At 66.6% G+C, this 13,957-nt stretch carries 13 protein-coding genes; 7 read left to right on the top strand and 6 right to left on the bottom strand.

Going from position 1 to position 13,957, the window contains the following annotated elements; all coding sequences use genetic code 11:
• Positions 1-13: 13 nt before the first annotated feature.
• Positions 14-3,166: an ATP-binding protein gene (locus OHQ90_RS00740; RefSeq protein ID WP_328406609.1), complete on the bottom strand. Its 3,153-nt coding sequence runs from the start codon at positions 3,164-3,166 to the stop codon at positions 14-16.
• Between the two features lie 177 nt (positions 3,167-3,343).
• On the bottom strand, positions 3,344-3,982 hold the full coding sequence (lppU, locus tag OHQ90_RS00735; RefSeq protein WP_328406608.1) for an LppU family putative lipoprotein: 639 nt from the start codon (positions 3,980-3,982) through the stop codon (positions 3,344-3,346).
• A gap of 311 nt (positions 3,983-4,293) precedes the next feature.
• On the opposite strand from lppU, the gene OHQ90_RS00730 reads away from it, so the two are divergent.
• Positions 4,294-4,905 carry a hypothetical protein gene (locus OHQ90_RS00730; RefSeq protein WP_328406607.1) on the top strand — a complete coding sequence of 204 codons (612 nt, stop codon included), beginning with the start codon at positions 4,294-4,296 and terminating at the stop codon, positions 4,903-4,905.
• A 264-nt stretch (positions 4,906-5,169) separates the two neighbouring features.
• Here OHQ90_RS00730 and OHQ90_RS00725 read toward each other — a convergent pair whose 3' ends face one another.
• Both OHQ90_RS00725 and OHQ90_RS00720 read right to left on the bottom strand, forming a co-directional pair.
• Positions 5,170-5,376, bottom strand: coding sequence for a hypothetical protein (locus tag OHQ90_RS00725; protein WP_328406606.1), 207 nt, complete (start codon positions 5,374-5,376; stop codon positions 5,170-5,172).
• A 121-nt stretch (positions 5,377-5,497) separates the two neighbouring features.
• A complete protein-coding gene (locus OHQ90_RS00720) occupies positions 5,498-5,722 on the bottom strand; it encodes a BldC family transcriptional regulator (RefSeq protein ID WP_328406605.1) in 225 nt (74 codons plus the stop codon).
• 182 nt (positions 5,723-5,904) lie between these two features.
• Here OHQ90_RS00720 and OHQ90_RS00715 point away from each other — a divergent pair, with 182 nt between their 5' ends.
• The 5 genes from OHQ90_RS00715 to OHQ90_RS00695 all read left to right on the top strand — a co-directional run bounded on the left by OHQ90_RS00715 (position 5,905) and on the right by OHQ90_RS00695 (position 8,774).
• Positions 5,905-6,267, top strand: coding sequence for a DUF4229 domain-containing protein (locus OHQ90_RS00715; RefSeq protein ID WP_328406603.1), 363 nt, complete (start codon positions 5,905-5,907; stop codon positions 6,265-6,267).
• Complete coding sequence (locus OHQ90_RS00710) at positions 6,264-7,349, top strand: PLP-dependent cysteine synthase family protein (RefSeq protein WP_328406602.1); 1,086 nt, start codon at positions 6,264-6,266, stop codon at positions 7,347-7,349. The genes OHQ90_RS00715 and OHQ90_RS00710 overlap by 4 nt, the downstream gene beginning before the upstream one ends.
• 158 nt (positions 7,350-7,507) lie before the next feature.
• Positions 7,508-7,729 (top strand): helix-turn-helix domain-containing protein, encoded by a 222-nt coding sequence (locus OHQ90_RS00705; protein WP_328406601.1) that lies wholly within the window; start codon positions 7,508-7,510, stop codon positions 7,727-7,729.
• Complete coding sequence (locus OHQ90_RS00700; protein WP_328406600.1) at positions 7,729-8,313, top strand: Clp protease N-terminal domain-containing protein; 585 nt, start codon at positions 7,729-7,731, stop codon at positions 8,311-8,313. Before OHQ90_RS00705 ends, OHQ90_RS00700 begins: the two co-directional genes overlap by 1 nt.
• Positions 8,314-8,390: 77 nt before the next feature.
• Complete coding sequence (locus OHQ90_RS00695; RefSeq protein ID WP_328406599.1) at positions 8,391-8,774, top strand: phage holin family protein; 384 nt, start codon at positions 8,391-8,393, stop codon at positions 8,772-8,774.
• Positions 8,775-8,869: 95 nt separating this feature from the next.
• Here OHQ90_RS00695 and OHQ90_RS00690 read toward each other — a convergent pair whose 3' ends face one another.
• A complete protein-coding gene (locus tag OHQ90_RS00690) occupies positions 8,870-9,742 on the bottom strand; it encodes a 1,4-dihydroxy-2-naphthoate polyprenyltransferase (RefSeq protein ID WP_328406598.1) in 873 nt (290 codons plus the stop codon).
• A 60-nt stretch (positions 9,743-9,802) separates the two neighbouring features.
• Positions 9,803-10,258 (bottom strand): SRPBCC family protein, encoded by a 456-nt coding sequence (locus tag OHQ90_RS00685; protein ID WP_328406597.1) that lies wholly within the window; start codon positions 10,256-10,258, stop codon positions 9,803-9,805.
• Positions 10,259-10,304: 46 nt separating this feature from the next.
• Between OHQ90_RS00685 and OHQ90_RS00680 the strand changes: the two genes are divergently transcribed.
• Positions 10,305-13,850, top strand: a complete 3,546-nt coding sequence (locus OHQ90_RS00680) for an AfsR/SARP family transcriptional regulator (RefSeq protein ID WP_328406596.1) — start codon at positions 10,305-10,307, stop codon at positions 13,848-13,850.
• Positions 13,851-13,957: the final 107 nt, after the last annotated feature.

Raw genomic sequence — 13,957 nt, 5'->3', positions numbered from 1 at the left:
TCGGCTGTGCCCATCAGGCCATCCGTTTCCGCAGTGCGGCAAGGGCGGCGGAACGCAAGCCGAGTACGTCCAGGGCGGTGTATGTCGACACACCCTCGACATACGCCGCCTCATCTGCGTTTGCGGCGCACTCTCTGGCTCGCTTACTCGACATGGTCGGATGGATCTGCCGCGGTGGATCGAACCGTTCGGCCAGCGCGATCAGGCGGGCGCCGTCCGCCGTCAGGCCGCGGTCGATTTCCACCATGGCCAATGCCAAAAGAACTGCGCCACAGGCTGTCAGCTCCGCCAGATAGCCGCCCGGCTGGGTTACCGGATGCTCCAGTAACGCGGTCACCTGCCAGGGCAGATCTTCGACGAGAGCGGCGACCAGATCCAGCCGGCCGTGGTAGGCGTGTGCGAGGACCATCGCCGACCTAGCCTCCAACGCCCACACCTGCACACCGCGCGGATCGGGACGGTAGAAGGGATGCGCGGTGCTCGCTACCAGCTCGGCAATCCCCCGCCAGCGCCGCAGACCATCGTCGATATCGCCGCGGGCGAGCCGAATTTCGGCATCGGCAATCACCTTGTACGGCTGCGCGAACGGGTCGGCATGATCGGCAACCTGAGCCAACCATTGCTCGGCACCTTCGATATCCCCGAGCTGCAGTGACGCCATTACCAGCCCGACGATCAGATCGACGCGATCCGGCCTCGGCCCATGGTCCACGAGCTGCCGCAGCGCTCGTTCCACCTGCTGCCGCGCCAGCTCCCCCTGCTCCGACAGCAGCGCGAGTTTGCCGATCCGGCAACGCGCCTGGAACTGCATCCAGGTATTCGACGTGCGCTCGAAGGCGGCGAGCATCCGCCGGGTCGCCGCGAGTGCTTCGTCGCGGTCACCTGTCTGCTCCGCGCGGAAGCTCGCGACGAGGTGGGCAACGCCGGCGAGCAGCGGTTGATCACTAGCGCACAGCCGATCCAGTGCGGCGGAGTCCGGACCGAGCAGCTCGGGTCCAGCGCGGAAAATCACCGCAACGGCGCGCACCAGGGTGTCCGGCGGCGCCGCGGGCAGGCGCCGCAACACCAGCATCGATCGCAGCTCGAAACCACTCTGGGTGACGGCACTCAACGCGCAGACGGTCGCCGCCGTTCGGGTCACCTCCACATAGTCGGGTTCGGGCCGGTAATGCGAGAGCACCCAGGCACATTCGCCCACCAGCTCCACGATCCGCGCGTAGTGGGATCCGACGTACCACCAGGCACCCAACGCCGCCCAGGTGGCGGCGACCGTCGGCCCGTCCGACCGATCCAGCCCGAGCCGCAGGGCCCGCACCAGGTTGTCCTGCTCGGCGCGCACGGGGTTGTCCTCCTCTTGGTCGGTGAAGGCGATCTCGTTGGCGCCGACACCGAATTCGCGTGCCCAGGCCAGGAACCCTGCCAACGCACGCTCGCCCTCACCCGCATCGGCCCGCCGAGCCGCACCGAAATCCCTGACGGTCTCCAGCATCCGGAACCGGGTGCCCGAGCCGACCTCGGTGATCTGGATCAACGAATGGTCGACCAGATGCTCGAGCATCTCCAATGTCTCATCCAGGCCGTCTGTATCGCCCGAGTCGCCGCTGAGCAGTCGGTTCGCCGCCATAGCGGTGAATCCGTTGGGAAAGACCGACAACAACCGCATCGCCGCCTGCGCTTGCTCGTCGAGCAGGTTCCAGCTCCAATCGACCACCGCATGCAGCGTCCGATGACGTTGTGGCGCATCGCGGGAGCCGCTGCGCAGCAGCGCGAACCGGTCGACCAATCGGCCCGAGATCTCGGCGACCGACATTACCCGCACTCGCGCCGCCGCCAGCTCGATGGCCAAAGGCAGCCCGTCCAGTTGGGCGCATAGTGCCGCCACCTCGGCCGGCGGCAGCGCGATGTCCGGCCGCACCGCGCGGGCGCGCTGCCCGAACAACTCGGCCGCCGTCGCCGTCGCCAGCTCAGGAAGCAGATGAACCGCCTCCGAGGTCAATCCCAGCGGCGCCCGGCTGGTGACGAGGATGCGCAGGTCTGCTACCAGTGACACCAGCGGACCGACCAGTGCGCTGACTCCCTCGAGAACCTGCTCGCAGTTGTCCAGGATCAGCAGGGTGGGACCGGACCTCAACGATTTGGCGATGGCGGAGATGACACTGTTGCCAGTCGATGGCCCGGCCTGCGACGCATCACCCGCCCCCAGCGCACCGGCCACCTCGGTGGCGACCATGCCGTCGTCCTCGACACCGGCGAGCGGGACCAGGTGCACTACCCGCCGCCCGGCCAGCCTGCCGACGGCATGGGCCATGCGAGTCTTGCCGAGGCCGCCGGGGCCGACGAGGGAGACGACGCGCGCGGACCGCAGCAGCGCGGTCACCGCCGCGATGTCTGTTTCGCGGCCGAGCAACGGGTTCGGATCGTGCAGGATGCCGTGGCGAACCACAGGCTCGTTCGCCCTCAGCAGCTGTTTATGAATCGTCTGGAGCACGGTGCCCGGATCCGCGCCGAGCTCGTCGCGCAACATCCGCCGGTAGTCGTCGTATCGGGCGAGCGCGGCGGCGGGCCCCGCGGTGTCGGCCTCCGCCCGCAACAGCTCGGCCAGCACCTCCTCGTTGCGTGGCTCGCTCGTCGCGGCGTCGGTCAGCGGCCTGACGGCTTCGGCGTACCTGCCCAGCCGGGACAATGCCAACGCGAACACGATCAGCAGGGTCCGATAGGCGGGCTGCTTGGCAATGCGCAACTCGGACAACGGATCCGCGCCCGAGGCGTGCTCGACGACCCCGTTCCACAGCGCGAGTCCGGCCGCTGCCTGATCGAGTGCCGCCACGTGGTCAGCCGCCCTGGCATGGCGTTGCGCTGCCGCCGCGTGCACTTCCAGCGCTGTCGCGTCGATCTGCTCCGGACTCAGCGTCAGCCGATAGCCGGTAGGCGTGCTCGCGATAAGGTCGGCGCCCAGCTGCGATCGCGTCCGCGACACCAGCACCTGCAACGCTTTGGCTGGATTCTCGGGCGCGTCCTCGGGCCACACCCCGGCGATCAGCCGAGCGGCGCTGGACCCGTTGCGTAAATCCATTGCCAGCAGAGCGAGCAACCCGCGCGTCCGCGCGCCGCTGATCTCCTGATCACGCAGCGCCACTCCCGACAGCAAGGTCATCTCGATACCCACCCGCATACCGTAATCGTCGGCGCGCCGGGGGCCCATCGAGCAAATCCGGACCCGCTACCAGGACGAACTAGTCTTCGCCTGCGGTATCACGGTTATGCGGGCTCGTTGCGTCGTGGATCGGCCTACCCGAGCGGTGTCGAACACGCGGCACCGCCGGCGAGCGAACGGACAGCATCCTCACATGCGGGCGACGCAGACGACGAATTTGCGCTCTTGGTAGACGATTCCGCGGTCACCCTTCGAGCAGCGGTTGACGTCGACGGTGTTGTGTTTGATCTCCACCACGCGCCCGCCGTTGGGGGTGCCTCGGGCGGCGCAGTCGATGCGTTTCGATTCGTTGGGGACCAGTTCCATGCAGCCGCCTACCACCCAGTCGATGTCCAGGCAGAGGGCGGATTCCGGGGTTTGCTGGAAGGTACGGTCGGCGTCGCGCGGGCACTGGGCAGTTTTATCGATGACCTTGTAGGTGGAGCTTCCGCTGCCGCAGGCGGCTTTGCCGAGGGTGGTGGTGTCGCCCGCGCCGGTGATTTCCACGCAGTCGCCAGGATTCACCTGTAGCCGAATGAGCTGTTTGCCGGTCTCGCCGCGAGCTCCCGCGGTGGTGGGCGGCGGGGTCGTCAACGGGAACTCTTCGATGGACGGTGCCGCCGATGTGGTTGCTGTGCTTGTGCTTTCGTTGGCTTGCGCCTGTTCTTTGACATCGGGATCGTGATCGTTCATCGACACCGCGATCATTGCCACGAGGGCTGCCGTCAACGCGGTCGCGGCAACGAAGACCGTCAGTACGACAGCGGCACGGATACGTTGGCGCGACACGTGAGATCCTCCAGAGCTGTTGCGCTTCGAACATACCCCGCCGAGGTTCGAAGTTGTGAAACTTGCAGTTTGCAGATCACGCAATGCATACACTATTCGGCGGGCGCGCGTCGAGTTGTTGTCCGGCATCATATTTCGCTCGGTGACACAATCTTCGCAAAAGCGGGACATTGGTCGAATGACCAGGTCACGATGGGGCAACGATGGCCTACGGTAGGCATATCTATTGCCATGTATGGCAACAAGATACTGTCGCTGTACACGTCATCCGGCTGCACGAGCCGGAGGTCTCGTGAGAAGGAAACACCTGAATGAAGTTCGGCATGTTCGCCGCCACCACTGTTTTAGCCGTTGCTGCGGTGGGAATCGCTGCGGGAACGGTTAATGCGAAGCCTGCGGAAGAGGTCATCCGAGAGGTTTCGACATCGGGCGTCGAGCAAGGAATCAGCTACCGTACCGTCCTCTCCGATGTCGCAGGCGTGATCACCACTGCCGTCGACGGCGGCGCCTTCGAGCTTGTCGACAACGGTGCAAAGGTTGCGTTGAAATCCGCGAGCGGCGCGGTGGTCGCCGAGGTGCCGCTAGCCTTCGACATCTCCGGAAGCCGGATGGCGGTCGCGCACGAAATCAGTGACAACGGCCGGAAGCTTGCTCTCACACCGCAAGTGAGCGCCAAGAACATCGGCGAGATGCAGTCCATCAGCTCCATGGCCAGGTTTGTCACCGAGCTCAACAAGAACGTCGTGGGCCTGGTCGCGGGTGGCCTGATCGGTGGTCTGATCGGCGCCGTGGTCGGCCTCGGTTTCTTCAGCATCATCACCGGCCCGATCGGCCTGCTGGTCGGTGCGATCGCCGGCGGCTACATCATGGGCGGACAGTCGTTCGTGGATGCCATGGGCGCGGTCGTCCGGGGTGAGCCCTGATCAAGGGGGCGTGCCTCGATCCGAGGCCGCGTGCGCTCGCGGTGTCCGCGAGTAGGCGGATTCCGACCGACGACATCCGGTGTGCGGGAGTGTTGGGTTACCCGCGCAACGGTTGTCGGGTCGGTGGCGTGTGGTGATCTATCCCCGGTACCTCGGGGCGCCGCGCCGAAGTCGCTGACCAGACGCGGGCTCGTGGATTTCGAGACGGTCTCCGGATCGACGCAGGACTGCCGCCGCGCGGGGACGAACTCCAGCGCGCGATTCTCAGCGCTCGGTGGGACCCGAGTCGCCGTCGCGGTGCTGTCGGGACAGCCGCCACAGGAATTCGGGGTCGTCGTCGGGACCCTTGATGTGCTTGCGCTGCGGTGACCGCGTAGGTGGGGTGGTCGGACCCGACTTCTCCGGGCCGAACGCCTTCCAGCACAACACCGCGACAGCCACAACTGCGATGAGTGCCAACAGGTACGTCACGTCGCTCACCTCCTGGTATCGAGGGTAGCCGCGTACGTAGTCTTCGGACACCGGAGATACGAAATTGGTGCGACAGCCTTGCACGGGCCCCTGGACAGCGGGCCCGAGCGGGGCCTGCGGGTCAGCGCGCGTTGACCGCGGTGCTGGTGGCCTCTGTGGTCAACGACCTGAGTAGTTGCAGAACTTCGGACTCACGGAACCGGCGATGTCCGCCCGGCGTGCGCAGCGACCCGAGACGCCCGGCGTGGGCCCAGCGGGTGACGGTCTTTGGATCGACGTGGAACATGGCGGCCACTTGGCCCGGTGTCAGCAGGGTGTCCTGGCCGCCGACGGTAAGCGCAGTCATAGCAAACCTCTCCGTTCTCGACAGTTCCCTCATCAGTGGCGCCATCGTTGCACTGCGACCCCTACGTAGTCGAACCACCTACAGTTGGTAAAGGGGAAGTAATAGACAAATCGGATACGCCATCCGCCTTCGGTACGAGGTCTCGCCGAAGGCGGCCGATAGCGTCGCATAGGCTGATCGACGTGAGTGACGCAACTCCACCGGAAGGTGCAACCGGACAGCAACCCGCTGGCGCCGGCCGACGGCTGGCCCGCAATCTGGCGCTCTACACCCTCGCGAGGCTGGGTCTGGTCGTCGTCATCACGGTGGCGATCGTCGGGATCGCCCGGCTGGTGTCGGTGGACATTCCGCTGGTGGTCGCCGCCCTGTTCGCGTTGCTCATCGCCATGCCGCTGTCGCTGACGCTGTTCAAGAAGCTGCGCACCCGCGTCAACGAGGACATCGCGCTGGTGGATGAGAAGCGCCGCAGGGACAAGGCGCTGTTGCGGGCCAGGCTGCGCGGCGAGACCCCGGACGAGGACAAAGACGGGGGCACGTCCGCATGAAGCAGTGCGACCGCAGCACCCCGCGCGACTGGGTCGACAATGCCGTGCGATTGATCGACGCCGACACCCAGCGCAGCGCCGACACCCATCTGCTGCGCTACCCGCTGCCCGGCGAATGGCGCGTCCAGCTGTACCTGAAGGACGAATCCACCCACATCACCGGCAGTCTCAAGCATCGGCTCGCGAGATCCCTTTTCCTGTATGCGATTTGCAACGGCTGGGTCGGCGAGGGCACCACGGTGGTCGAGGCGTCGTCCGGTTCGACCGCGGTGAGCGAGGCGTATTTCGCGAAGCTGCTCGGGCTGGATTTCGTCGCGGTGATGCCGGCGAGCACTTCGCCGCAGAAGATCGCGCTCATCGAAGCCCAGGGCGGCCGTTGTCATTTCGTGCAGCGACCACCGGACATGTACACCGAGGCGGCCCGGCTCGCCGCCGAATGCGGCGGCCACTACATGGACCAGTTCACCCACGCCGAGCGGGCCACCGACTGGCGTGGCAACAACAACATCGCCGAATCCGTCTTCGAGCAAATGGCTTTGGAGACCAACCCGGTGCCGGACTGGATCGTCGTCGGCGCGGGCACCGGCGGCACCAGTGCCACCATCGGCCGCTATATCCGCTACCGCAGGCATGCGACGAAGCTGGCTGTCGTCGACCCGGAGAACTCCGCGTTCTACGGCGGCTACGAAACCGGTGACGTGGGCTACGAGACCGGAATGTCTTCGCGCATCGAGGGAATCGGCCGTCCGCGGGTGGAGCCGTCGTTCGTCGGCCAGGTGGTCGATCGCATGATCGAGGTTCCCGATGCCGCGTCCATCGCGACCGCACGGCACGCCAGCGGCGTAATCGGCCGCCGGGTGGGCGGGTCCACCGGGACGAATCTGTGGGGTGCCTTCGCCCTCATTGCCGAGATGATCGCCGCTGGGCGCTCCGGCAGTGTGGTGACGTTGCTCTGTGACGGCGGAGATCGTTATGCCGGAACGTATTTCAACGACGAGTGGGTTGTGGCTCAGGGGATGAGCCTGGCCGAGCCCGCGGCGATTCTGGACAAGTTCCACAGCACCGGCGTCTGGAGCGGATAACGCCGCGTTCCCTTCCGGTCTTGTTCTCGCAACCCCGCCACCCGAGCTGCCTCGGCCGGCGGGTTGTCTGTTTCTCCAGTAGTGAACTGCCGGTGTCCGGCGCCGCCGATTGTCAATTTTTATTGACAGAACCGATGTTGTCAATAAAAATTGACGACATGACTGAGGCAACCACACTGGCGGCCGCCGCAGGCAGCCCCGACCCCAAGGTCGGGCTGCGCGCGGTGCTCGCACTACGTCGGCTGCTCGAACGTCTCGAAGCGATCCAAGTGGCCAATGCCAGGGGACAGGGCTGGTCATGGCAGCAGATCGCGGAGGCGCTCGAGGTCAGCAAGCAGGCGGTCCATCACAAACACTCTCGGAGAGGCGGAAATCGCTGATGTTCGAACGGTTCAGTAGGGCGGCCCGAACGGCCATCGTGACGGCGCAGGAGGACGCCCGTGAGCTGCGGTCCTCGACCATCGACGTGGAGCATGTGCTGCTCGGCGTGCTGTCGCAAGGTGAGCAGGAGTTACAAGAACTGCTGGCCGAGGCCGGCATCACCCACGATGGGGTGCGCAGCAACCTGGCGCAGCCGGACAAGAGTCAGCCGCTCGGCGAAGAGGACGCCGAGGCGTTGCGTTCCATCGGCATCGACCTCGATGCGGTGCGCGAAAGCCTGGAGGCCAACTTCGGGGAGGACGCGCTCGACCGGGTGACGCCGGAGCAGCAGCGGCTCGGACCGTTCGGCTGGGGTCGCGGCGGCAACCTCGGGCACATTCCCTTCGCTCGCGACGCCAAGAAGGTAGTGGAGCTGTCGCTGCGCGAAGCCCTCGCCCGCAAGGACAAGACCATCGAATCCACGCACCTGCTGCTCGGGATCCTGCGTGCCCCCAATGCCACTACCACCCGTTTGCTCGGCGGTTCCGGAGCGATCGCCGAACTTCGACCGAAGGTGCTCGCCCTCCTCGATCGTGCCGCCTGACCCGGTGTGCGGGTGCTGGCACCACAATTCGCGTTGTGGGGCAGCACCCGCGCGCCCGCCGGGCCTAGCATTGGGCCATGCAGCTTCTGATTCGGTTGATCATCAACGGTGTTGCCATCTGGCTGGCCGCGGCATGGGTCGACAAGATCGAGATCCTAAGTCCCGACAACAGTACGACGCAGAAGATCATCACCGTGCTGGTGATCGCCGCGATCTTCACCGTGATAAACGCACTGGTCAAGCCGATCGTCAAACTACTGTCGCTGCCGCTGGTGATCCTCACCCTCGGCCTGTTCCTCCTGGTGATCAACGCACTGATGCTGTGGCTCACCGCAAAGGTCACCGAAACCACCGAGTACGGTCTGCGCGTCGACGGCTTCTGGGCCGCCGTCTGGGGCGGCGTCATCATCTCGGTGGTCAACTGGGTGCTGGGAATCCTGGTCCCCGACGGCGACGACTAACGCGCCGCGCTGAAATCTCGGGGCGACCGACGGCTACCGCCGGACGAGACCCGTCGGCGGCCTCGCGCTCGGCCGAGCGCAGGCTAGAGCTCCGCTCAGCCCGCAATCCCCAGGGCGAGCGCGCTCGCCGCGGACCAGACCAGCAGTGCAAGGCCCGAATCGCGGAGGGCTGGAATGAGTTCCAGCCCGCCCTTGCCGGAGCGCACCGGCGCGTTGGCGCGGACCGCGAGCGGGATCGCGACCAGTCCGACCAGCGCCCACGGTGTCCTGGCCACCAGGATCAGCGTGGCGAGGAACGGGATCGCCAGCATCGCCAGGTGCAGGGTGCGGGTGCGCGGGTCGCCCAGCTTGACCGCAAGGGTCACCTTCCCGGATTCGGTATCTGTCGGGATATCGCGCAGGTTGTTCGCTACCAGCACCGCGCTGGAGAACGAGCCGACCGCGACGGCGAGCACCACACCGGCCCAGTCGATCCGGTCGGCCTGCACGAACTGGGTGCCGAGCACACCGATCAGACCGAAGAACACGAACACCGCGATCTCGCCGAATCCGCTGTAGCCGTAGGGCTTGCTACCGCCGGTGTAGTACCACGCACCCGCCAGGCAGGCGGCGCCGACGAGAATCAGCCACCAGGCCGACAGCGCGACGAGCACCAGACCGAACACCGCACCGATGGCCAGACTGATGATTGCGGCGTTGCGGACCGCGGCGGGCGAGGCGAGCTTCTGCCCGACCAGCCGCAGCGGGCCGACCCGCACGTCATCGGTGCCGCGGATGCCGTCGGAGTAGTCGTTGGCGTAGTTCACGCCGATGATCAGTGCCAGCGAAACCAGCAGCGCGAGAATCGCTTTCCACCACACCGCGCCATCGATGGACGCGGCGGCGCCGGTACCGGCAATGACAGGGGCGATCGCGTTCGGCAGGGTGCGGGGCCGTGCGCCCTCGATCCATTGCGCTGCTGTAGCCATACCCGCAGCCTAATAGGTACCAGCGCACCGAGTCCGTCGAGCGCCGCGCGATCGGTTCGCCTACGCCTCGGCGACCGCCTTCAGCCGGCCGAGACCCTTCTCGAAGTCCTTGCCGATCATGTTGTCGATCGGAAACACCTTCCCGATCAGCCCCATCAGGCCTTGGCGCTGACCGGTCATCCGCCACACCACCTCGGTGCCGCTTTCGACCGGATTCAGCTCGAACGTGGTCTGGTTGACGGCCTTGAACGGCTTCTCGAACGCCAGCCTGATGTCGATTTCGCGAACGTCGCTGGAAGTGATTTCCATGGCGCCGCGCCCGGCTTTGCGGTTGCCGTCCCAGGCGTATTTGGCGCCGACACCGGCATCGGACCCGGTGTAGCTCCGCTGCAATTGCGGATCGATGTCCTCCCACGGCGACCACTTCGTCCACTCGTGGAAATCGTCGATCAGCCCGTGAATACGCGACGGCTCGGCCGTGATGACGGCCTGCCGAACTACCTCGAACTCAGCCATGTGCTCAGCGTAGGCGACCGACCGGCCGGAATGGAGGCGAAAAACCATGACGACCTGGTCGGCGTTGCTCGCATACGATGACGACGGAATGTTTCCGGATCAGAACGGCCCCGACGGCCGAAGTCGGACTGTGACAACGCCCGCAGGCGAATCGGTCGTGGTGGCCCTGCTGGGTGAAATCGCGCTACGCAGGGACGGTGCGCTCGCGGCGCTGCCGGGCGCCAGGTCGCGACTGTTGCTGGCTGCCCTGGCCCTGCGGCCCGGCCGCAGCCGCAGCGCGCAGGCCCTCATCGACGATGTCTGGGGCGAACAGCCGCCGCGCGCGCCGATGAACGCGTTGCATACCCAGGTGTCGCGGCTACGGTCGGCGCTGCCGGACGGTGCGCTGGAGATCGGGCCCGCGGGCTATCGGCTCATCCTGCGCGCCGATCAGGTCGATCTGACGTTGGCCGATGACTTGATGCGCACGGCACGCAGGCGGCAGGCCGAGGGAGACCACGCGGCGTGCCTGGCCGCGGTGGCGCGGGCCAGGTCGTTGTGGCGTGGCGAGCCCGGTGCGGATCTGCCCGCAGGCGAGTTGGCCGACGAACTGCGTGCCGCGGCCGCACAACGATTCGCCGACCTGGAGGCCGTCGAGGTCTCGGCCCTGGTGTCCGGTGGTGACCTAGATGGTGCGGTGGCGATCACCCGTCGAACGGTCGCGGCCAACCCTGTGGACGAGGCCGCGCACGCGATGTTGATGCAACTGCTCGCCGCGGCCGGCCGGTCGAACGAGGCGCTGGAGGTGTTCGCGTCCATCAGGGGTCGGCTGGTCGAAGAACTCGGCGCCGATCCGGGGCCTACGCTCGTCGACCTGAATACCGCGATCCTGCGCGGAGACCCGGTTCCCGGTCTCGCCGCGCGCTCCGATCACGCGCCGCGATCGCCCAGCGATGCCGCGGTGAACGGTGCCGTATTCGACGAGCCGACGCGGGGCGCGGCTACCGACCCGGCAGCCACCAGCGGACGAAATTCGCCTGTGTGGTCGGGCGGTTCGGCCCCGAGTGCGGTGACCGCGATCGGGCTGCGTGCGGCACCCAACACCCTGCTCGGCAGGGCCGCCGACCTGGATGCCCTCGAGGAACTGCTGCGCCGGTCGCGAGTGACCACGGTGCTCGGCCCCGGCGGCACCGGAAAGACCAGGGTGGCCAACGAATTGGGCGCTCGGGTGGCGCACGGCATGCCGGTTGTGCTGGTGGAGCTCGCGTCGGTGCGCACCGACGCGGATGCCGATGCCCGTTCGGAGATCGAAGGCGCGGTCAGCACCACCCTCGGCTTGGGTGAGGTCGTGCTGGAATCGGGTCGCATGCGCCCTGGGCAGCCGGTCGATGCGCGCAGACGGCTTCGGGACGCGCTCTCGGCCCGTCCGATGCTGCTGATCCTGGACAACTGCGAGCACCTGATCGACGCGGTCGCCGAGGTTGTCGCCGACCTGGTCGGCAGCTGTGATCAGCTCACCGTGCTGACTACCAGCCGCGCGCCGCTCGCGATCACCGCCGAGACGGTGTATCCGTTGTCGCCCTTGGCGATCGATGCGGCCGGATCGCCCGCCACCGACCTCTTCATGGCGCGAGCCCGTGCGGTGCGACCGGCGGTGCGACTGAATTCGGAGACGGTCGCCCGGTTGTGTGGCACGCTGGACGGCTTGCCGCTCGCCATCGAGCTGGCCGCGGCTCGCGTGCGCACGATGAGCGTGGAGGAGATCGAGTCCAGGCTCGAGCACCGTTTCGCCCTGCTGCGCAGCGGGGATCGTTCCTCACCCGCCCGGCATCGAACCCTGCACGCGGTGATCGCCTGGAGTTGGAACCTGCTCGACGAACCGCAGCAGGTGACCCTGCGCCGAATGTGCCGGATGCCGGGCGGTTTCACACTCGCGGCCGCCGAGACGGTGGCAGGCGGCCCCGAGGTCGACGATGTCGCCCTCGCCGTGGACGGCTTGGTCGGCCAGTCGCTGCTCACGGTGCTCGAGGACGACGACGGCGTGGTCGGCACGCGCTACCGCATGCTGGAGACCGTCCGTGAATTCGGTGAGGAACAGCTCGCGCTCACCAAAACCGAAGCGGTGGCGGGTGTTCCGGGCGCAGTCGACGAGGGCTTGCTTGTTATGCACCGGATGTCACACTGGGCCCGCGATTTCACGGTTGCCGCGGCCGATCGGTATCGGGCAGGCGAGCAGGTACCCACGGTGCTTTCGGTAGCGGCCGACCTGGACAACCTGGTCGCAGTACTGCGTTACGCGGTCGAGCGCCGCGATTCACGGACCGTGTACCGGGTGTTCCCGGTGGTCGCGTTGCTGTGGGTGATGCGCGGCGCGCACATGGAGCTGACGGGTTGGGCGCGCAGGATCATGGTGCTGCCGCCGGAAAAGCAGCCGGTGCGCGGTACGGTTGCCGATCTGCAGATGCTCGCCCACTTGGTGGTTGCATTGCACATGTTGTACATGAGCACCGACCTGCGCCCGATTGCCACCGTGCGAGCACGCGCACGCCGATTGGCGCGCACCGGCACCGATTTCAATGCGGGCATTCGATATCTCGGCGAGCTCCTCTGTGTGGATCCGTCCGGCGCCGGCGTGGCCAGGCTGCTCGCCGAGGGTGCGCGTTCGCCCGACGACGATGTCCGCGCCTCCGCGCTGATCATGCGGATGAACGCGCAGGAGAATTCCGGACTGGTCTACGGCTCCACCAGAGATGCGCTGAAGGTCCTGAAAATCATGGACGGCCGCGATCTGTGGGGCACCTCGATGGTGAGTCAGCATCTGGGGCAATTGGCCGGGCAGACCGCGCAATACGCCGATTCTGTCCAGTATTACCGTAGGGCAGCAGATCTCTTGCGGGAATTGCGCGCCCACGAAGAAATGCTGGAAATGAGTAGCTACCTCGCGATCTCGCTGATCGGCACGGGGCGGCTGGGGCAGGCGCGGCAGGTGCTGGACTCCGCACTCGGATCCGCGGATTCGGATTCCTCCTCTCGATCCCTGGTCGACGACCCGTCCATTCGGCGAAATCCGCGTTTGGCGGCCGTGGTCGGCGGGGTCGCGGAACTCGAACTCGCCGAGGGCGATATCGACGCCGGGATGCGCCACTTCCACCGGGCGCTCGACTTGCTCGGCTGGCCGGAGGACTTGCTCGCACCAGGACCCGGTGGATTGATGCTGGCCAGTGGGGTCCTCGACGCCCATATCCTGCACGGCCGTGCGGCGGCGGTGGCCGGATTGATGCACGAGCTCGCGGGCAGCGCGGCGGTCCGTCTTCCACAGTTCTTCGATCTGCCGCAGATCGGTGCGGTCGGCTGTGCGGTCGGCTCGTATCACCTCGCCATCGGCGAAGAATCGGACCGCGGTCTGGAGCTGCTCGCGCTGGCCACCAAGGTCGTTGCCAGACAGGACTATCCCTCGATGGAATGGCGGCGCCACATTCGGCTGCATCGAGAGGTGATCGGTGACGAGCGACTGGACGCGGCCTTGTCCCGGGCGGCGGCGCTGCGGCGCAAAGACGCGGCGCAGCGAATCATCGAATTGCTGCGCGAATTGTCGGGCGTCGCCGCGGATTGAGCGCACACTCCGGTCGATGATCGACCTCGGAAGGGGCACCGCTCGACACGAAAGCCGAATGCCATGGTGAGTGACTTTGCGTCTCTCACCATGGCATTCGGTTCGGG

This window comes from Nocardia sp. NBC_00403 (genome assembly GCF_036046055.1).
Taxonomy (GTDB): Bacteria; Actinomycetota; Actinomycetes; order Mycobacteriales; family Mycobacteriaceae; genus Nocardia.
Note: the sequence above shows the minus strand (reverse complement) of the source record. Positions and strands in the feature narration are given on the sequence as shown.